Source organism: Streptomyces sp. NPDC026575 (assembly GCF_055567415.1).
Window position 1 is genome coordinate 338,375 of record NZ_JBVHQM010000004.1, and the last position, 18,782, is coordinate 357,156.

17 protein-coding genes are annotated in these 18,782 nt (G+C 72.7%); 10 read left to right on the plus strand and 7 right to left on the minus strand.

What is annotated here, in order from left to right; translation table 11 throughout:
• Positions 1–11: 11 nt before the first annotated feature.
• From ACZ4NB_RS07675 to ACZ4NB_RS07695, 5 genes are all read right to left on the minus strand, one after another.
• A complete protein-coding gene (locus tag ACZ4NB_RS07675; protein ID WP_467659090.1) occupies positions 12–1,346 on the minus strand; it encodes a type III PLP-dependent enzyme domain-containing protein in 1,335 nt (444 codons plus the stop codon).
• Positions 1,347–1,595: 249 nt separating this feature from the next.
• Entirely contained in the window at positions 1,596–2,450 is an 855-nt protein-coding gene (locus ACZ4NB_RS07680) for an ABC transporter permease (RefSeq protein ID WP_467659196.1), read from the minus strand.
• Positions 2,451–2,648: 198 nt separating this feature from the next.
• Positions 2,649–3,602 carry an ABC transporter ATP-binding protein gene (locus ACZ4NB_RS07685; RefSeq protein ID WP_467659091.1) on the minus strand — a complete coding sequence of 318 codons (954 nt, stop codon included), beginning with the start codon at positions 3,600–3,602 and terminating at the stop codon, positions 2,649–2,651.
• Positions 3,599–3,985, minus strand: a complete 387-nt coding sequence (locus tag ACZ4NB_RS07690; RefSeq protein ID WP_467659092.1) for a transcriptional regulator — start codon at positions 3,983–3,985, stop codon at positions 3,599–3,601. Before ACZ4NB_RS07690 ends, ACZ4NB_RS07685 begins: the two co-directional genes overlap by 4 nt.
• Positions 3,982–4,488 (minus strand): hypothetical protein, encoded by a 507-nt coding sequence (locus tag ACZ4NB_RS07695; protein ID WP_467659094.1) that lies wholly within the window; start codon positions 4,486–4,488, stop codon positions 3,982–3,984. The genes ACZ4NB_RS07690 and ACZ4NB_RS07695 overlap by 4 nt, the downstream gene beginning before the upstream one ends.
• Before the next feature lie 268 nt (positions 4,489–4,756).
• Between ACZ4NB_RS07695 and hutU the strand changes: the two genes are divergently transcribed.
• From hutU to hutI, 4 genes are read left to right on the plus strand one after another with little or no spacing between them, the layout of a single operon-like run.
• Complete coding sequence (hutU, locus tag ACZ4NB_RS07700; protein WP_467659096.1) at positions 4,757–6,427, plus strand: urocanate hydratase; 1,671 nt, start codon at positions 4,757–4,759, stop codon at positions 6,425–6,427.
• On the plus strand, positions 6,424–7,662 hold the full coding sequence (locus tag ACZ4NB_RS07705) for an allantoate amidohydrolase (RefSeq protein ID WP_467659098.1): 1,239 nt from the start codon (positions 6,424–6,426) through the stop codon (positions 7,660–7,662). Before hutU ends, ACZ4NB_RS07705 begins: the two co-directional genes overlap by 4 nt.
• Positions 7,653–9,002 (plus strand): formimidoylglutamate deiminase, encoded by a 1,350-nt coding sequence (locus ACZ4NB_RS07710; protein ID WP_467659099.1) that lies wholly within the window; start codon positions 7,653–7,655, stop codon positions 9,000–9,002. Before ACZ4NB_RS07705 ends, ACZ4NB_RS07710 begins: the two co-directional genes overlap by 10 nt.
• Positions 9,003–9,019: 17 nt before the next feature.
• Complete coding sequence (gene hutI, locus ACZ4NB_RS07715; protein ID WP_467659101.1) at positions 9,020–10,201, plus strand: imidazolonepropionase; 1,182 nt, start codon at positions 9,020–9,022, stop codon at positions 10,199–10,201.
• A gap of 129 nt (positions 10,202–10,330) precedes the next feature.
• Here the strand turns inward: hutI and ACZ4NB_RS07720 are convergent, their stop codons facing one another.
• A complete protein-coding gene (locus ACZ4NB_RS07720; RefSeq protein WP_467659102.1) occupies positions 10,331–11,269 on the minus strand; it encodes an RNA polymerase sigma factor SigF in 939 nt (312 codons plus the stop codon).
• A gap of 263 nt (positions 11,270–11,532) precedes the next feature.
• Between ACZ4NB_RS07720 and ACZ4NB_RS07725 the strand changes: the two genes are divergently transcribed.
• The 6 genes from ACZ4NB_RS07725 to ACZ4NB_RS07750 all read left to right on the plus strand — a co-directional run bounded on the left by ACZ4NB_RS07725 (position 11,533) and on the right by ACZ4NB_RS07750 (position 17,124).
• Positions 11,533–11,901, plus strand: coding sequence for an STAS domain-containing protein (locus ACZ4NB_RS07725; protein WP_393499903.1), 369 nt, complete (start codon positions 11,533–11,535; stop codon positions 11,899–11,901).
• Positions 11,902–12,075: 174 nt separating this feature from the next.
• Complete coding sequence (locus tag ACZ4NB_RS07730) at positions 12,076–12,579, plus strand: ATP-binding protein (RefSeq protein WP_399149734.1); 504 nt, start codon at positions 12,076–12,078, stop codon at positions 12,577–12,579.
• Positions 12,580–12,844: 265 nt separating this feature from the next.
• Complete coding sequence (locus tag ACZ4NB_RS07735; protein ID WP_467659104.1) at positions 12,845–13,549, plus strand: LPXTG cell wall anchor domain-containing protein; 705 nt, start codon at positions 12,845–12,847, stop codon at positions 13,547–13,549.
• 46 nt (positions 13,550–13,595) lie between these two features.
• Positions 13,596–14,582, plus strand: a complete 987-nt coding sequence (locus ACZ4NB_RS07740) for a COG1470 family protein (protein ID WP_467659106.1) — start codon at positions 13,596–13,598, stop codon at positions 14,580–14,582.
• On the plus strand, positions 14,579–15,709 hold the full coding sequence (locus tag ACZ4NB_RS07745) for a hypothetical protein (protein ID WP_467659107.1): 1,131 nt from the start codon (positions 14,579–14,581) through the stop codon (positions 15,707–15,709). The genes ACZ4NB_RS07740 and ACZ4NB_RS07745 overlap by 4 nt, the downstream gene beginning before the upstream one ends.
• Positions 15,709–17,124 (plus strand): hypothetical protein, encoded by a 1,416-nt coding sequence (locus ACZ4NB_RS07750; RefSeq protein WP_467659108.1) that lies wholly within the window; start codon positions 15,709–15,711, stop codon positions 17,122–17,124. Before ACZ4NB_RS07745 ends, ACZ4NB_RS07750 begins: the two co-directional genes overlap by 1 nt.
• Before the next feature lie 75 nt (positions 17,125–17,199).
• Here ACZ4NB_RS07750 and ACZ4NB_RS07755 read toward each other — a convergent pair whose 3' ends face one another.
• Positions 17,200–18,729, minus strand: coding sequence for a peptide MFS transporter (locus tag ACZ4NB_RS07755; RefSeq protein ID WP_467659109.1), 1,530 nt, complete (start codon positions 18,727–18,729; stop codon positions 17,200–17,202).
• Positions 18,730–18,782 lie beyond the last annotated feature (53 nt).

Consider the following 18,782-nt stretch of genomic DNA (forward strand, 5'->3'; position numbering starts at 1 on the left):
GCCCGTCCTCCCTACTCGCTCCCGAGGTCGCGCAGCGCCTCCGTGTGCGCGCCGCCGCTCTCCGCCGTGAGTTCCTGAAGTGTCTGCGGGGTGCGGATGGTCGCGAAGTGGACGGTGCCGTCGAGGGCGGCCGCATAGCCGTAGACCCCGGGGCGGGGCAGCGAGTTGTAGGCGAAGTGGGTGGAGAAGTAGTACGCGCCGGTGTCCAGGAGAGCGGCGTGGTCGCCGGACGCCAGCAGGGGCAGCGGGCGGTTCTCGGCGACCAGATCGCCCGCGAAGCAGCACGGCCCCGCGATGTCCTGCGCGACCGGCTCGCCCGTCTTGGGGCGGCCCTCGGAGTCGTACGCCGCGACCCTGAGCGGCCATGCCTCGGGCACGAAGACCGTGCGGGTGGCGACCTGGGCGCCGGCGTGGGTGACCGCGATGGGTCGGCCGCCCGCCGACTTGGCGTACTCGACGCGGGCGAGCACCGTGCCGTGCTTGGCCAGCAGCGAGCGGCCGAACTCGGTGACCAGGCCGTAGCGGCCGGACAGCAGCCCGGGGACGGCCGAGCGCAGCAGCGCGGCGTACTCCCGGTAGGTCGGGGTGGTGGTGTCCGAGGAGAAGTTGACCGGCAGGCCGCCGCCGATGTCGAGGGTGTCGACCTGGCGCCGCCCGGCCCGTTCGTTGATCTCCTCGGCGAGCTCGTACAGGCTCCGCACACCCGCCGCCATCAGCTCCAGCGGCATGCCCTGGGAGCCGACGTGGGCGTGCAGCCGGGTCAGCCAGGGGCGGCCGAGGAAGGCGCGTACGACCCAGTCGCGGGCGCCCTCGTCGCGCAGCGCGACCCCGAACTTCGAGGTGTCGGTGGCGGTGCTCATCGCCCCGATGCTGCCGCCGCCGATCTGCGGATTGACCCGCAGGCCGACGGGGGCGGTGCCCGGCGCGGCGGCCATCAGCCCGTCGATACGGGCCAGTTCCTCGGGGTTGTCGGCGTTGACGGCGATCCCCAGGGCCAGCGCCTCGCGCAGCTCGGCGGGGGTCTTGGCGGGCGAGTCCAGGACCGTGCGGGCGGCCGGCACCCCGGCGGCGCGGGCCAGCGCCAGCTCACCGGGGCTGGCCACCTCGCAGCCGAGCCCCTCCTGCGCGAGCAGCCGCAGTACGGGCACCAGCGAGGCGGCCTTCACCGCGAACGCATGCAGGACCGGAGTGCCGGGCGCGGTGAACTCCTCGAAAGCGGCCCGGAGTTCCCCCACCGCCCGGCGGATCCCGGCCACATCCAGCAGCCCGGCGACGGGCTCGTCGGCCCCCACCAACCCCTGCGCGACGGCTGCCCGTACGGCACGGTCTCGGTCCGTGAAGCTCATGCCCCAAGTGCACCATTGGCCAGGGCACCCGCGCCATCGCATACCGGCCTGCGGCGAGGCGCCCGAGACCGTATTCGGCCGCACGGCCCCCGCGTCGGTCGCCGCGGCCCCCTGTGTCGGACGGCGCGAGCGTCTGTGTCGGACGGCGCGAGCGTCTGTGGGGGACAGTGCGGGTGGTGCGGTCGAACGGCGCGGGTGGGTGCGGTCGGAAGACGCGAGTGCTGCCGCCAGGCGGTGCGGGTGGTGCCGTCAGGCGGTGCGGGTGCCGCCCGCGCTCGCCTTGCGGTGGCGTTCGCTGAGCCGGGAGCCGGACTCGCGGCGGGCGGCGCGGCGCAGCAGGGGTATGGCGAGCAGGAAGCCCGCCACCGCCCAGGCGGCCAGGACGAGGGCCACCGTGGGCAGCTCCCAGGAGCCGGCCGGTTCCGCGGCGCGTGCGGCGTCCGGCAGCAGGGCCGAGCGCAGGCCCTGCGCCATCCACTTGAGCGGGAAGACCGAAGCGATCTTCTGGACCAGCGCCGGCATGGAGGAGAGCGGGAACATCGCGCCCGAGGTGACCAGCAGCCCCATCGCGGGCAGCATGATCAGCGCAAGCGCCTCGCGCGGGTTGGGCAGCACGGCACCGATGGCCGCGCCCAGCGGTACGACGGCGAGCAGCCCGAGCGCCCCGACCCACAGCAGCGTCAGCCAGCCGCCGGCGTCGTGCGGCAGCGGTCCGTCCACCAGCAGCGCGGCGGTGGTGAGGAGGAGCACCAGGGTGCCGAGGGCCATGGCGACCACCAGCAGCGACTTGGCCACGAGATAGGCCGGTATACCGCCGGGCGTGGCGCGCAGCCGCAGCAGGGCGCCCTCCTCCCGCTCGGTCACCAGGATCTGCGGCAGGTTGACCAGCCCGATCTGGAACAGCAGATACGCGGCGAAGCCGGCGAGCGTCAGATGGGCCATGGGCGTGTGCGTGCCCGGCACGTCGCCGCTGATATAGCCGGCGAGCAGCAACGCCACGACGATGTTGACCAGATGGCCGCTCATCTCCTTGGGGTTGCGCAGGAGATGGCGCAGCTCGATCCCCCCGCGCTGGAAGCCGGCTCGCCAGTAGCGGCGGCGCAGGGCGGGTCCCGCCCCGGCCGGCCCGGTGCCTTGGGCGTGGGTGTTCACGGTCGTCGTGCGGGTGCCGCCTCCTGCGGTCCCGCCCGCCGGCGCGCTCGGCTCGACGGCGGTGGCTGTGTGCGGTGCTGCGCTCACTTCTGTCCCCCTGTCACTTCTGTCCCCCTGTTTGTCGCGTGTCTCTCATACGGCGGGTGCCCCTCATGCGGCCCGCCGCTCCCCGTCCGGTGCCCCGGCCGCGCCCCCGGCCGTCTCGTCCCGGTGCACCATGTGCAGATAGGTGTCCTCCAGCGTCGGGCGGCGGACCTCCAGGTCGGGCACCGGTCCGCCGGTGTCGCGGTGGAGCTCCCACACCAGCCGGGACGGGTCGTCGGTGCGCTCGCGGCGGGCCGTGCCGTCGGGCGCCGTCCAGCGGACCTCGGCGTGCGCGGCGGCCCGCCGGGCCAGTTCCGCGGGGGTGCCGCAGGCCCGGATCCGGCCCTTGACCAGCATCGCTATGCGGTCGGCGAGCCGTTCGGCCTCCGCCAGATCGTGGGTGGTCAGCAGGATCGTGACGCCCTCGTCGCGGGCGAGCCGCTCCACCAGGTCGTGGAAGTCGCGGCGGGCCTCCGGGTCGAAGCCGGTGGTCGGCTCGTCCAGGAAGAGGAGTTCGGGGCGGCCGACGATGGCGAGCGCCACGTCCAGGCGGCGGCGCTGGCCGCCGGACAGCCGGTCGACCTGCTGCCCGGCCTGCTCTGTGAGGCCGACCAGGTCCAGGAGCCCGGCCGGATCGCGCGGCTGCGGGTAGTACGCGGCGAAGTGCGTCAGCAGCTCGGCGACCTGCCAGCGGCGGTGGTCGCGCCAGGACTGCAGGACCAGCCCGATCCGGCCGCGCCAGGCGTCGCCGCCGCGCGCCGGGTCCGTCCCCAGGACGCTGACCTCACCGGCGGAACGCTGCCGGAAGCCCTCCAGGATCTCGACGGTGGTGGTCTTCCCGGCGCCGTTGGGGCCGAGCAGCGCGAAGATCTCGCCGCGGTGGATGTCCAGATCGACGCCGTGCAGCACGTCGGTGGCCCCGTACGACATCCGCATATCGCGGGCCCGGATGACGGGCGGTGCGGCGGCCGGCGGGGCGCCGGGCGCCGGCTGTGCCGTCAGGGGTTCGGTCGTCGTCATCGGCCCGCCTCCGCGTGCTGCTGGTCGTGCCGGGGAGCCGAGGTCGCTCCCGCGGCGGATGGTGTCGGGGGTACCGGCGCAGCCGTGGGACCCGCGCCCTCGACGATCGCGCGGAGCGCTGCCACATGGCCCTCGAAGGCGGTGCGCCCGCGGCTGGTCAGCCGCACCTTGGTGCGGCGCTTTCGGCCGCCGCCCTCCTTGCGGATCTCCAGATATCCGGCCTCCTCCAGCGTGTGCAGCTGCTTGGAGAGCGCGGAGTCGCTCAGCGAGAGGCTGTCGCGGATGAAGGGGAAGTCGGCCCACTCCGTCGCGGCGAGCAGCGCCACCACCGACAGCCGGGTGGAGGGGTGGATCAGTTCGTCGAACCCGCTCGGGGTGCTCATCGGCTCACCTCTTCCTGGACGGCTCTCGCGCCGCGGGCGCGCAGCGCGCCGACCGCCCAGCGGTTGGCCGGTCCGACGAGCAGTACGAACGCGGCGGCCGAGACGGTGGCCTGGATGACATGGCCGAGCGGCAGCGCCAGCGAATCGACGACATAGCCCGAGAGCAGGATCGTCGCGAGGGTCACCGCCCCGCCCGCGAAGAAGGTGGCGACCGAGCGCCAGCTGTGCCGCGAGCGGTGCAGCTGCACCCTGCTGCGGCGGTTGTGGAGCACTCCGAGGGTGCTGACCAGGGCCACATACGCGGCGAGCACCAGCCAGAAGGCCCAGTCGGGGAGGTCGATTCCCCAGCTCGCGATGAAGATCCACATGATCGCGGCGATGGTGTACGTCGACTTGGCGTCGCCTTGCGCGCATCTTTCGACCTCGTCGTACACCCGCTCCTGCGGCACCCGGATCCGCTGCAGATCCTGCCAGGCCCGCTCGGCATCCACCTGTGTGCTCATGGTCATCGCCTCCCCAAGGCGGCCCGGACCGTCCGGCCGGGCGGTCCCCGTGACTCGTCCCCGTTTACTTTCCTGATGGGAAAGTTACCCCAGACTTTCCTGCTGGGCAAGTCAAATCTTCGGCGTCCGGCAGTCGGGTTCCCTCGCCCCCTCCGGCCGGTTCGCGACGCCCGGACGGGGTGGTCGACCGCGCCCTGTTGACTAGTGCTATTCAGTGGCGCCACTATGTGAATAGCTCAATCCATTCGAAGTCAGGGAGGCACGGCCCATGTCGGGACCGCGACCCGTGCGGGCAGCGCGCGGTACGGAGCTGAGTGCTCGGGGATGGCAGCAGGAAGCCGCGCTGCGCATGCTGCAGAACAACCTCGATCCGGAGGTGGCCGAACATCCGGACAAGCTCGTCGTCTACGGCGGCACGGGCAAGGCCGCCCGTGACTGGCGCTCCTTCGACGCGATGGTGCGCACCCTCACCACGCTCAAGCAGGACGAGACGATGCTCGTCCAGTCCGGCAAGCCGGTCGGCGTGATGCAGACCCACGAATGGGCGCCGCGCGTCCTGATCGCCAACTCCAACCTCGTGGGCGACTGGGCCAACTGGGAGGAGTTCCGCCGCCTGGAGGCCCTGGGCCTGACCATGTACGGGCAGATGACGGCCGGCTCCTGGATCTACATCGGGACGCAGGGCATCCTTCAGGGCACGTACGAGACCTTCGCCGCCGTCGCGGCGAAGAAGTTCGGCGGCACGCTCGCCGGGACGATCACCCTCACCGCCGGCCTCGGCGGCATGGGCGGCGCCCAGCCGCTCGCCGTCACCATGAACGACGGCGTCGCGATCTGCATCGACTGCGACCCGCGCGCCATCGAGCGCCGGATCGAGCACCGCTACCTGGACGTGCGGGCGGACAGCCTCCAGCACGCGCTCCAGCTCGCCGTCGAGGCCCGCGACCAGCGCAAGCCGCTGTCCATCGGACTGCTCGGCAACGCCGCGGAGCTGCTGCCGCAGATGCTCGCCGAGGGCGCGCCGATCGACATCGTCACCGACCAGACCAGCGCCCACGACCCGCTGTCGTACCTGCCGACCGGCATCGACTTCGCCGACATGGCCGACCACGCCGCCAAGGACCCGGCCGGCTTCACCACCCGCGCCCGCGAGTCCATGGCCCAGCACGTCGAGGCGATGGTCGGCTTCATGGACGCCGGCGCCGAGGTCTTCGACTACGGCAACTCCATCCGCGGCGAGGCCCAACTCGCGGGCTACCAGCGCGCCTTCGCCTTCCCCGGCTTCGTGCCCGCCTACATCCGGCCGCTGTTCGCCGAGGGCAAGGGGCCGTTCCGCTGGGCGGCGCTGTCCGGCGACGCGCGGGACATCGCGGCCACCGACAAGGCGATCCTCGACCTCTTCCCGGAGAACGAGTCGCTGGCCCGGTGGATCAAGATGGCCGGGGAGCGGGTCCACTTCCAGGGCCTGCCCGCACGGATCTGCTGGCTCGGCTACGGCGAGCGGGACAAGGCCGGCGAGCGGTTCAACGAGATGGTCGCCGACGGCACGCTGCGGGCGCCGCTGGCCATCGGCCGCGACCACCTCGACTGCGGCTCCGTCGCCTCGCCGTACCGCGAGACCGAGGCCATGAAGGACGGCTCGGACGCGATCGCCGACTGGCCGCTGCTCAACGCCATGGTCAACGTCGCCTCCGGCGCCTCCTGGGTCTCGCTGCACCACGGCGGCGGCGTCGGCATGGGCCGCTCCATCCACGCGGGCCAGGTGACCGTCGCCGACGGCACGCCGCTGGCCGGCGAGAAGATCCGCCGGGTGCTGACCAACGACCCCGGCATGGGCGTCATCCGGCATGTCGACGCGGGCTACGAGCGCGCCGACGAGGTGGCCGCCGAGCGCGGCGTCCGCATCCCGATGCGCGAGGGCGAAGGCGAGGGCGCGTGACCGCCTCGTTCCACCAGATGTGGCAGGAGTTGCGGCCGATCGGCCGCGACTCCTCCTCCGGGGGCTACCGCCGCTACGCCTGGACCGGCGCCGACGCCGACTGCCGGGCGTGGTTCCGGGCCCAGGCCGAGGCCCGCGGTCTCGCCTACGAACTGGACCGCAACGGCAACCAGTGGGCCTGGCTCGGCGCCGGCGGCTACCAGGACGTGGCCCCCGGCGACGCCGTCGTCACCGGCTCCCACCTGGACTCCGTACCGGACGGCGGCGCCTTCGACGGCCCCCTCGGCGTGGTCTCCTCCTTCGCCGCGCTCGACGAACTGCGCAGCAGGGGAGCCGAACTCGGCAAGCCGCTGGCGATCGTCAACTTCGGCGACGAGGAGGGTGCCCGCTTCGGTCTGGCCTGCGTCGGATCCCGGCTCGCCGCCGGTGCGCTGACCGCCGAGGCCGCGCACCAGCTGCGCGACGGGGAGGGCACCACCCTCCCGCAGGCCATGGAGCGCGCCGGATACGACCCCGAGGCCATCGGCCCGGACCCCGAACGGCTCGCCAGGATCGGCGCGTTCGTCGAACTCCACGTCGAGCAGGGCCGCGCGCTGGACCTGTCGGGCGACGCGGTCGGCATCGCCTCCGCCATCTGGCCGCACGGCCGCTGGCGGTTCGACTTCCACGGCGAGGCCAACCACGCCGGCACCACCCGCCTCGACGACCGCCGCGACCCGATGCTCAGCTACGCCGCGACCGTGCTCGCCGCCCGCGAGCAGGCCCGGCTGGCCGGCGCCCTGGCCACCTTCGGCAAGATCAGCGTGGAGCCGAACGGCGTCAACGCCATCCCCTCGCTCGTCCGCGGCTGGCTGGACTCCCGCGCCGCCGACCAGGACACCCTGGACACCGTGATCCAGGGCATCGAGCAGGCGGCCGCCGAGCGTGCCGCCCGCGACGGCGTGGACCTGACCGTCGTGCGCGAATCCTTCACCCCCGTCGTGGAGTTCCAGCACGCCCTGCGGGACGAGCTGAGCGCGATCCTGGGCAAGACGCAGGGGCGCACCGTGCCCGTCCTGGGCACCGGCGCCGGGCACGACGCGGGAATTTTGTCCGGCACCGTCCCCACGGCCATGCTGTTCGTCCGCAACCCCACCGGCGTCTCGCACTCACCCGCCGAAGCGGCGGAGGAGGACGACTGCGTCGCCGGGGTCAGCGCACTCGCCGACGTACTGGAGGGGCTGGCGTGCCACTGACGACACCCGCGAGCTACTGGCTCGAACACGCCTGGCTCGGCACGCATGTCGAGCCGGGCGTGAGCGTGGACGTCGCGGACGGGCGGATCACGGCCGTGCGCAAGGGGGCCGACACCCCGCCGCCCGGCGCCGTCGTGCTGCGCGGCCTGACGATCCCGGGCCTGGCCAACGCCCATTCGCACGCCTTCCACCGCGCGCTGCGCGGCACCGTCCAGGTCGGCTCGGGCACCTTCTGGACCTGGCGAGAGGTGATGTACGGCGTCGCCGACCGGCTCACCCCGGACAGCTACTTCGCCCTCGCCCGCGCCGTCTACGCCGAGATGGCCCTGGCCGGCATCACCTGCGTCGGCGAGTTCCACTACCTCCACCACGCGCCCGGCGGCACCCGCTACAGCGACCCGAACGCGATGGGCGAGGCGCTGATCGCGGCGGCGGCCGACGCCGGTATCCGCATCACCCTGCTCGACACCGCCTACCTCTCGGCCGGCTTCGGCACCCCGCCCAACCGGCACCAGCTGCGCTTCTCCGACGGCACCGCCGACCAGTGGGCACAGCGCGCCGACGCGCTCAAGGGCGGCCGCGAGCACGCCCGCATCGGCGCCGCCATCCACTCCGTACGCGCCGTCCCCGCCGAGCAGTTGGGCACCGTCGCGGACTGGGCCCGCGAGCGGCAGGCGCCCCTGCACGTCCACCTCTCCGAGCAGACCGCCGAGAACGACGCCTGCCAGGAGGCACACGGCCGCACCCCCACGCAGCTGCTGTCCGACCACGGCGCGCTGGGCCGCCGCACCACCGCCGTGCACGCCACCCACCTCACCGGCGAGGACATCGGGCTGCTCGGCGACTCCACCACCGGGGTGTGCATGTGCCCCACCACCGAACGCGATCTGGCCGACGGCATCGGCCCGGCCGTCCAGCTCCAGGGCCGCGGCAGCCCGCTGTCGCTCGGCAGCGACAGCCACGCCGTCATCGACCTGCTCGAAGAGGCCCGCGCCATGGAACTCGACGAGCGGCTGCGCACCCGCACCCGCGGACACTGGACGGCCGCCGCCCTGCTGCGCGCCGCCACCGCCGACGGCCACACCGCCCTGGGCTGGGACGACGCCGGCCGGATCGAAGCCGGCGCGCTCGCCGACCTCACCACGATCGCGCTGGACTCCGTACGCACCGCCGGACCACTGCCCCGGCTGGCCGCCGAGACGGCCGTATTCGCCGCCTCCGCGGCGGATGTGCGACACACCATCGTCGGCGGGCGGCAGATCGTCCGGGACGGTGTGCACACTCTTGTCCCCGACGTGCCCACAGCACTCGCAGAGTCCATCGCCGCCGTACGCGGCTGAAGGAGAACACCCCCGCGATGACGACGACCTCCGCGCCGACCACCGCCATCACCCACATCGCCCAGCTCGTCACCAACGACCCCTCCCTCGGCGAAGGCCCCCTCGGCCTGATCCAGGACGCCGCGGTCGTCATCGACGGCGACCGCATCGCCTGGGTCGGTCCCTCCAGCAAAGCACCCGCCACCGACAACGCCGTCGATGCCGGCGGCCGGGCCGGCATCCCCGGCTTCGTGGACTCCCACTCGCACCTGGTCTTCGCCGGCGACCGCACCGCGGAGTTCAACGCCCGGATGTCCGGCCGCCCGTACTCCGCCGGCGGCATCCGCACGACCGTGGCGGCCACCCGCGCCGCCACCGACGAGGCCCTGCACGCCAACGTCGCCCGCTACCTGGCCGAGGGCCTCCGCCAGGGCACCACGACCCAGGAGACCAAGTCCGGTTACGGCCTGACCGTCGAGGACGAGGCGCGCGCGCTGCGCATCGCCGCCGAGCACACCGACGAGGTCACCTTCCTCGGCGCGCATATCGTCTCCCCCGACTACGCCGACGACCCGGCCGGCTACGTCGACCTCGTCACCGGCCCGATGCTCGACGCCTGCGCCCCGCACGCCCGCTGGATCGACGTCTTCTGCGAGAAGGGCGCCTTCGACGGCGACCAGGCCCGCGCCGTCCTGACCGCCGGTCAGGCCAAGGGCCTGGCGGCACGGGTGCACGCCAACCAGCTCGGCCACGGACCCGGCGTCCAGCTCGCCGTCGAACTGGGCGCCGCCTCCGCCGACCACTGCACCCACCTCAGCTACGCCGACATCGACGCCCTGGCCCAGTCCGAGACCGTCGCCACCCTCCTGCCGGGCGCCGAGTTCTCCACCCGCGCCAAGTGGCCCGACGCCCGCCCGCTGCTCGACGCCGGCGCCACCGTCGCGCTGTCCACGGACTGCAACCCCGGCTCGTCCTTCACCAGTTCGATGCCCTTCTGCATCGCGCTGGCCGTCCGCGACATGGGGATGACGCCCGACGAGGCCGTCTGGTCGGCCACCGCGGGCGGCGCCCGCGCCCTGCGCCGTACCGACGTCGGCCGGATCGCCCCCGGCGCCCGCGCTGACCTCGCCCTGCTGGACGCGCCCTCGCACGTCCACCTCGCCTACCGCCCGGGCGTCCCGCTCGTATCGGCCGTGTGGCACAAGGGAGTTCTGGTCTGACGGCTCGTCCGTCGGGCTGTCAGACGGCCGAACAGCAAAGGAGGGCCCGCCCCCAGTAAGCCTCGGGGCAGGCCCTCCTCCGCGCGGGCGACTGCCGGCCGCGACGGGCCGGCAGGGACCGCGGGTCGCTCACTCCTCGACCATCAGGCCCTTGCGGAGCCGCACGAGGGTGCGGGAGAGCAGACGGGAGACGTGCATCTGGGAGATGCCCAGCTCCTCGCCGATCTCGGACTGCGTCATATTGGCCACGAAGCGCAGCGAGAGGATCTTGCGGTCGCGCGGCGGCAGTTCGGCGATCAGCGGCTTGAGGGACTCGACGTACTCGATGCCCTCCAGGCCGTGGTCCTCATAGCCGATGCGGTCGGCCAGCGCGCCTTCGCTGTCGTCCTCCTCGGGCTGGGCGTCCAGCGAGCTCGCGGTGTAGGCGTTGCTCGCGGCCATCCCCTCGACGACCTCGTCATTGGTGATGCCGAGGCGTTCGGCGAGTTCGTGCACCGTGGGGGCGCGGTCCAGCTTCTGCGCCAGTTCGTCGCCGGCCTTGGCCAGGTCCAGGCGCAGTTCCTGCAGACGCCTCGGTACGCGCACCGACCAGCTGGTGTCGCGGAAGAAGCGCTTGATCTCGCCGACGATGGTCGGCATCGCGAATGTCGGGAACTCGACGCCACGGCTGAGTTCGAACCGGTCTATCGCCTTGATCAGGCCGATCGTGCCGACCTGGACGATGTCCTCCATGGGCTCGCTGCGGGAGCGGAAGCGGGAGGCCGCGAACTTCACCAGGGCGAGGTTGAGCTCGACCAGGGTGTTGCGGACGTACGCGAATTCGTGCGTGCCTTCCTCAAGCGTCTCAAGCCGCTCGAAGAGGGTTTTGGACAGAGCCCTCGCGTCCACCGGACCCACCTCGTCGAACGGCGGGATCTCGGGCAGACCGTCGATCTCAGGCACTCCCGCCAGGTCTGATTCGGCAGGGTGCGGCTGGGAAGGGATAAGCCCGGTCGGGTCGGACGGGGGTGTCGACGATGCGGGCTGCCGGTGGTCGTCGGTGCGCAATTCGTCGAGCCGGGGTGACATGGTCTCCTCCATCGTTCTCGGCATATGGCTGCCGATGCCTCTCCGTGTTGCTGCGGTGTGCGGCGCCTCCAAAGCCGGCCGTTTCGAATGTGTCCTTACTACGCCTACCTGGGATTGCCTGAAGATGGCAAGTGCGTGTTGTCCGTATATTGGGCAATATGCGGATTGTTCGGCTACCAGCGGGCGTCAGGAAGGCGTAGGGTTCGACGAGCGCAGTCGTCAGCAATCAGTCGTCGTCGAGACAGCAAAAGGGGTGCGCGCGCATGGACCGCGGGACGGTCGGCAGTGCGAGCCGGGGTCGGCTTCACGTCGAGATCCGCCATCACGGCGCCAGCGCGGTCGTGACGGTCGCGGGTGAGCTTGACCACCACACCGCCGATCTGTTGCGTGAGTCACTCGAAGGCTGTGTGGACGACGGATATGCACGCCTGGTGGTGGACTGCTCACGCCTTGAGTTCATGGACTCCACCGGCCTCAATGTGCTCCTCGGCGCGCGCCTGAAAGCCGAGGCCGAAGGGGGCGGGGTCCACTTGGTGGAGATGCAGCCCGTGGTTGCCCGGGTCTTCGAGATCACCGGCGCGGAGGCGGTTTTCACGGTGCACGACTCCCTCGATGCGGCCCTGGCCGACTGACGTGGCATACGGCGCCCGGAATGATGCATTCCGGGCGCGTAGTACGTGTCACAACATCCGTACCCAACAAGTGGGTGTTCTCACGGTCCGGTCGGGCAGGAGACATCTGAATCCGTTGCAACCAGTCAGTTATCTGTTCTCCGTGAATAGGCGAATCGGTGAGGTGAAGCGCTGATGAGCACCACCCGGCCGTACCCGCCGGGCGATCTCGGCCCGGAGCCGGGCGGCGCCGGCGCTTCCGCCGCCGTTCCGGCCGCCGCTGCGCCGGTGGGTCAGATCCGCCGGCTGCGCCTGGCGGGCACCCGAGGTGCCGTGGCGCGAGGTCGTGACTTCGCCCGGCAGGCCCTGCACGACTGGGGCTGGCTGCCGGCCGCCACCGCCGATCAGCGCGCCGCCGCCGAGGACGTGCTGCTGGTCGTCTCGGAGCTGGTCACCAACGCCTGCCTGCATGCCGAAGGGCCCGAGGAACTGCGGCTGCGCTGCACCGCCAAGGTGCTGCGCCTGGAGGTCAGCGACCTCGGTGCGGGGTCGCCGGCGCCGCGCAGCCCGCACCGCCCGGGCCGCCCCGGTGGGCACGGCATGTTCATCGTGCAGCGGCTGTGCCTGGACTGGGGCGTGGTGCGCAACGCCGACGGCGCCGGAAAGACCGTCTGGGCGGAGCTCGCCGCGCCGTCCTGACGGGCGGGCGGATCGGGCGACAGAGTGGCGAGCGCGGGCCTGCGGGCCCGCGCTGTGTCGTCTGCGCCCCCTGTGCTCCCTGCGCCGCGGGAGTCTCCGCGGTGCTCGCCGCCGCGGCCGGTTTTCCCCGCCGCCCCCGGGCCGTACGGATCGGGGCTGTGCTTTGCCTTCCCTCGACAAGGTCCCCGGCGTACCTTGAGCGGCCAATCTGATGTGCCGTCAGTAACGTGCGGCGGTGCGCCCACCGGGAGAAGGGGAACGGAAGGTGACCCGCTTCTACGAACAGCACGGCAGGCGTCCGCGCCGGGCGGCGGGCCTCGCCGCCGCGGTGGCGATGGCGGCGGGGTCCGCGGTGATGCTCACCGCGCCGGCCGCCCACGCCGAGGTCGTCGACGTCGACTACCAGTGCAGGACACCGATCGGGAACAAGGGCGCGGTCTCGCCCATCAACATCAAGAGCACCCCCAGTGGTGGTGCGTACAAGCTGGTGATGTCCTTCGAGAAGGGCGTCTCCTCCAGCCCCGTGGAGCTGGGCAAGGGCGCGATGAAGCCCAGCGCGCTGATCAAGCTGGGCGGCGCGGAGAGCGGTACGGTGCCGGTCGCCGGGCCCCCGAACGACCAGCCGATACCGGCCAACACCCCCATCAAGATCAGCGACTTGAGCGGTACGTACACGCCCAAGGGCAGCGGCAAGGTCACCTTCACGGCCGCCACCCTCACCATCAAGGCGCTGGGCACCACCACCACCTGCACCCCCAGCAACAACCCGAAGCCCTCGCTGACCCTCGACGTGAAGGGGTCCGGCGGCTCCGGCGGCAGCGGCGGCGCGGCCGCCGGAGGCTCCTCCGGGCAGCTGCCGCAGACCGGGCCGGCGGACTCCGCGATCGCGCTGGGCACCCTCGGCGGCACGGTGCTGCTGGCCGGCGCGGCCGGTGCGCTCTGGCTGACCCGCCGCCGGCAGCGGGCCTGACGCTCCGGTAGTCCCGCCCCACGCGTACGAGCACCAGGAGCCGCCGATGCCGTCTTGTCCGCGCACCGCGGCCAGCGGGGTGATCCTCGCGGCCGCCGCCGTGCTGCTGTGCCCCACCGCGGCCGGGGCGCAGCCGTCCGCCGCGGCCGCGGACCCGCGCTGGTCCGCCGCGCCCGCGCCCGGTGACGGCGCCGAGCCGAGCGCACAGGACCGTCCGTACTTCTATCTGGAGGGCGCGCCGGGCACCGTCATGAACGACCGGCTCGCCCTCGGCAACCCCACCGGCCGCGCCGTCACCGTACGGCTGCGCGGCTCCGGATCCGGCTCCGGACCGTGGATCGCGTTCGCCGCGCGCGAGGTGAAGGTCCCGCCGCACACCCGCGCGGGCGTCCCGTTCTCGGCGACCGTGCCGCGCGACGCGCTCCCCGGCGACCACGCCGGGGCGATCGTCGCGACCGGCGGCGGTGCGGGCGGGCAAGGCGGGCGGGTCGCCGTACCCGTCCATCTGCGGGTGACCGGACCGCGGCTGTCCGCGCTGACCGTCGAGAACGTGGCGGTGCGGGGCCGGGGGAGCGCGGCCGTCATCCGGTACACGCTGGTCAACCGCGGCAACACGGTGCTCACCCCGCGGCTGGCGGTGCGCGCCGACGGGGTGTCCGGCCCGGTGCTGCGGCGCGCCGCCCGCACTCTGCCGCTCACCCTGAAGCCCGGTCGGAGCGTCGATCTGACGGAGAAGTGGCCGGATCCGCCCGAGCTGGACGCGGTGGACGTACGGCTCGCGGTGACGGCCGAGGGCGGTGCGCACGCGTCCGCCACGGCGTCGTACACGGCCCTCCCATGGGGCGCCGGCGCGGGGGCGGCCCTCGTCGTGGCGGCGGGGGCGGGCGGTGCGGTGGCGGTCCGGTGGCGCCGCACCCAGGGCCCGGACCGGCCGCCGGGCGAGCGGGGCGCCGCCGGTCAGCCGCCGTCCGGCGGCGAAGTGGCCGACGCGGCAGGTCAGTTGACGCACACGGGATCAGGAGCGCGATCGTGAACGGCGAGCAGGGCAGGTCGACGGCCGGCGCGGCAGCCGGCGCCGGAGCGCCCCGGAGGGCGGGCGCGGGCCGGCGGTCCCCAGGGGCGAGGCGGGTGGCGGCCGTACTGGCCCTGTGCGCGGCCCTGGCGCTGGCCGTGGCGCCGGACGCCGCGGCCGGTGCGCGCGCCCGCGCCGACGGCGAACCCACTGTCCGGCTCTCGAAGAAGGAGGCCGGCAAGGGCGGCGCCCTCACCGTGACCGGCCGCGGCTGGCGGCCCAAGGTGCTGCTCACGCTGCTGATCTGCGGACAGAACATGATCGGCGGCACCGACGCGTGCGCCAACGGCGACGGACGGGCCGTCAGAACGGACGCCCACGGCGCCTTCCGCAAGAGCCTCCCGGTCGCCGAACCGCCCAAGCCCTGCCCCTGTGTGGTGCATGTGGCGACGGTGACGGGTGCGGCGGCCGCCGCGGACGCCGCGTTCAAAGTGGCGGGCCACCCCGTGGCGCCGCTGCCCAAGGAGCGCACCGGCGGCCGCCTGGCGGTGCTCGCCCAGCCGCGGCTGTCGGGCAGCAGCGGCCTGCTGACCTGGTTCGGCGCCCCGCCGCAGCGCGAGTTGACCGTCACGGTCGGCAACCTCGGCTCGACGCCGGCCAGGGACCCGGTCTTCGAAGTCGGCACCTCGCACGGTGTCTTCGCGCCCCAGTGGGAGGAGCGGCAGTGGCGGGGGACCGTCCCCGCCGGGAAGAAGGCCGAGGTCAGACTGCCGGTCGAGCTGGCGGCCGGCGCGCACGGGGACTACCTCGTCTCGCTCAAGTACGGCGGCAAGGTACTGGTCGAGCAGCCCTGGGGGGTCGGCAGGCCCTGGGGCGTGACGCTCTTCTGGGTGCTGCTGTGCGTCGTGGTCCCGACGGCGGTGTTCCGCGTCGGGATGGCGATCGTGGACCGGGTGCGTCCGCGCCGTACGGCCCGCGGCACCGGCCGCCGCAGGGCGCGCACCGCGGGCGGCCGCAGGGCCCGCACCACCGGCAGAAGCGCTGCCGCGGAGGACGGCGACGGCGCCGCCCTGCCGTGGTTCACCCAGGACACCGCACCGTCCACCACCACATCAACCGAACGACCGACGTCGAAAGGTTCTGCGTGATGAGGCAACGGAGGAGAGCCGCGGTGGCCTCGGCGGCCGCGCTGGTGCTCGCGGGTGCGGGCGTCATGACCGCGGCCGGTACCGCCCAGGCGGCGGAGGTGGCGTACAAGACGGAGTGCCTGCCGCCGCCGATATCGGGGATGCCGCCGATCCAGGGCACCACGAAGGTGGCCGTCAGCGCACCGGCGACCGCGAAGGTCGGCGACGAGATCGAGGTGGTCTGGAAGACCGTCGAGGCCGCGTCGAAGAACCCCGACATCCTCGACCTGGGGGAGAACACCGTCCGGCCCACCGGCACGATCACGGTGGCCGGGGCGCAGACCGGCGAGCTGCCGATGGAGGGGCCGCGGGAGAACCCGCCGATCCCCAAGGGCGGCGCGATGAAGCTGTCCGACATGAAGGGCAGGCTGAAGCTGACCAAGCCCGGTGAGATCACCCTCACGCCCGGCTTCTACAACATCAACGTCAACAAGCCGATCTCCACGGACACCAAGTGCTCGGCCAAGGAGGCGGTGCAGCCCGCGGTCACGGTGAAGGTGACCGACGGCGGCGGCGACTCCGGGGGCACGTCCTCCGGAGGCACCACGAGCGGCGGCACCGACGGCGGCAGCACCAGCGGCGGCGCCACCGGGGGCACCGCGAGCGGCGGCACCACCGGGGGCGACGACGGCGGCACCAGCGCCGGCACCTCGGGCGGGACGACCGGCTCCGGCGGTTCGACGGGCGGTTCGACCGGCGGCTCCGGCGGCGACCCCGACGGCACCGCGTACAAGGGCAAAGAGGTGAAGGTGCCCTACGCCTGCAAGACGCCCATCGGGGACAAGAAGGCGACCTCGCCGGTGCAGATCGACGCCGTGAAGAAGGGCGGCGCCTACGACCTGACGGTGCAGTTCAAGAAGTCCGTCATGGACAGCCCGGCCGACATCCCCAAGGACTCGGTCAAGCCGTCGATGGACGTCAAGGTGGGCGGCGCGGACAAGGGCTCGGTGAAGGTCGAGGGGCCGACGAACCCCGAGCCCATCAAGTCCGGCGACCCGATCGAGATCCCCGACCTCAAGGGCACCTACAAGCCGGGTGCCACCGGCAAGGCCACGCTGACCCCGGGCGTGCTCACCGTCAACGCCCTGGGCACGACCACGACCTGCACCCCGGAGAAGGACCCGGGCGCCTCGCTCACCCTGGACACCGCGGCGCAGCCGGGCGGCACCTCCGGCGGTTCGTCGGGCGGCGCGGCGGCCTCCGGCGGCGGTGCGGCCGGACCGGCCAGCGTCTCGGGCGGCAGCGGCGGCGGTCTCGCCGAGACCGGAGCCAGTGATCACGGTGCGCTGACCGCGCTCGGCCTGGTGGCCGGCACGGTCATCCTGCTCGGCGCCGCGGTCTTCGCCTGCACGCCGCGGCGGCGGCTGAACCGGTAGGGCACCGGCCGCCAGGACGCCGGAAGGGCCCGGTACGCAGCGGCGTACCGGGCCCTTCCATGGTCGCGGGTCGCGTCAGCGGACGTCGCCCATGAGCGCGACGATCCGCTTGCGGCTCACGTAGATCGCCAGACCGGCCAGCACCGCGATAGCGGCCTCGACGGCCAGTACCGGGATACCGCTCAGGTCCGCGCCGCCGGTGGACAGCAGGGTGACGAGGCAGTCGCCCGCGGTGACGGCCAGGAACCACACGCCCAGCATCTGGCTCGCGTACTTCTGCGGCGCCATCTTGGTGGTCACCGACAGGCCGACCGGGGAGAGGCACAGCTCGCCGATGGTCTGGATCATGTAGATGGAGAGCAGCCACATCGGGCTGACCTTCGAACCGTCCGAGGCCATCATCATCGGGACGATGAAGACGGCGAACGAGGCGCCGATGAAGACCATCGCCATCGAGAACTTCACCGTGGTGCTCGGCTCGCGGTCGCGGCGCGCCAGCCGCAGCCACAGCCAGGCGAAGACCGGGGCGAGGGCCATGACCCACAGCGGGTTCACGGACTGGAACCACGAGGAGGGGAAGCCCAGCCCGAAGACCTCGCCGTTCGTCTTCTTCTCCGCGAAGACGGACATCGTCGAGCCCGCCTGGTCGAAGATCATCCAGAACACCGCGGCGGCCACGAAGAACCAGATGTAGCCGCTGACCTTGGTCTGCTCGGTGTCGGTCAGCTCCTTGTCGCGCTTGATGCGCGCCAGGACCGTGATCGGAATGACCAGGCCGAGCAGCGCGAGCGGGATCACCGCCCAGTTCAGGGTGAAGTGACCGGTGAAGCCGACCACGCCGTAGAAGACCGCGGCGACGGCGACCCAGATCAGGCCCTTGCGCAGCCACATGGTGCGCTCCTCCGCCTGAAGCGGGTTCGGCACGACGCTGGACTTCGGGCTGAGGTTGCGGGTGCCGATCAGGAACGACACCAGGCCCAGGGCCATACCCAGCGCCGCGAGCGCGAAGCCCAGGTGCCAGTTGACGCTCTGGCCGACGGTGCCGATGACCAGCGGCGCCGCGAAGGCACCGATGTTGATGCCCATGTAGAAGAGCGTGAAGCCGCCGTCCCGACGCGGGTCCTGAGGACCGTCGTAGAGGTGGCCGACCATCGTCGAGATGTTGGCCTTCAGCAGACCCGAGCCCACTGCGACCAGCGCCAGACCCGCGAAGAACCCGGCCTGGCCCGGAATGGCCAGCGTCAGGTGGCCGGTCATGATGACAGCCGCCGCGATGGCGACGGTCTTGCGCGGGCCCCAGATGCGGTCGCCGATCCAGCCGCCGGGCATGGCCAGCAGGTAGACCATCGCCACATAGATGGAGTAGATGGCCGAGGCGGTGGCCACATTCATGGCCAGACCGCCGCCCTGGGCGCCCTTTTCGGCGTCCGGGCCGCCGGAGATCAGATAGACCACGAGCAGGGCGCGCATGCCGTAATAGCTGAAGCGCTCCCACATCTCGGTCATGAAGAGAGGGGCCAGTCCGCGGGGGTGGCCGAAGAAGGTCTTGCCGCCGTCCGCAGGGGTGCCCTGCTTGGCGTTGTCCTTCGTCAGGCTTGACGCCATGGAAGTTTCCTTGGTCTGCTCGGGACGCGTTCGAGAGCCCCGATACGCGCCCT

Coding starts and splice junctions, on each gene's coding strand:
- ACZ4NB_RS07685 (WP_467659091.1), bottom strand. CDS start 3,602: ATGACGACGACCGAACCCCTGACGGCACAGCCGGCGCCCGGCGCCCCG.
- ACZ4NB_RS07720 (WP_467659102.1), bottom strand. CDS start 11,269: ATGTCACCCCGGCTCGACGAATTGCGCACCGACGACCACCGGCAGCCC.
- ACZ4NB_RS07755 (WP_467659109.1), bottom strand. CDS start 18,729: ATGGCGTCAAGCCTGACGAAGGACAACGCCAAGCAGGGCACCCCTGCG.
- ACZ4NB_RS07675 (WP_467659090.1), bottom strand. CDS start 1,346: ATGAGCTTCACGGACCGAGACCGTGCCGTACGGGCAGCCGTCGCGCAG.
- ACZ4NB_RS07730 (WP_399149734.1), top strand. CDS start 12,076: ATGAGCACCACCCGGCCGTACCCGCCGGGCGATCTCGGCCCGGAGCCG.
- ACZ4NB_RS07725 (WP_393499903.1), top strand. CDS start 11,533: ATGGACCGCGGGACGGTCGGCAGTGCGAGCCGGGGTCGGCTTCACGTC.
- hutU (WP_467659096.1), top strand. CDS start 4,757: ATGTCGGGACCGCGACCCGTGCGGGCAGCGCGCGGTACGGAGCTGAGT.
- ACZ4NB_RS07750 (WP_467659108.1), top strand. CDS start 15,709: ATGAGGCAACGGAGGAGAGCCGCGGTGGCCTCGGCGGCCGCGCTGGTG.
- ACZ4NB_RS07695 (WP_467659094.1), bottom strand. CDS start 4,488: ATGAGCACACAGGTGGATGCCGAGCGGGCCTGGCAGGATCTGCAGCGG.
- hutI (WP_467659101.1), top strand. CDS start 9,020: ATGACGACGACCTCCGCGCCGACCACCGCCATCACCCACATCGCCCAG.
- ACZ4NB_RS07740 (WP_467659106.1), top strand. CDS start 13,596: ATGCCGTCTTGTCCGCGCACCGCGGCCAGCGGGGTGATCCTCGCGGCC.
- ACZ4NB_RS07690 (WP_467659092.1), bottom strand. CDS start 3,985: ATGAGCACCCCGAGCGGGTTCGACGAACTGATCCACCCCTCCACCCGG.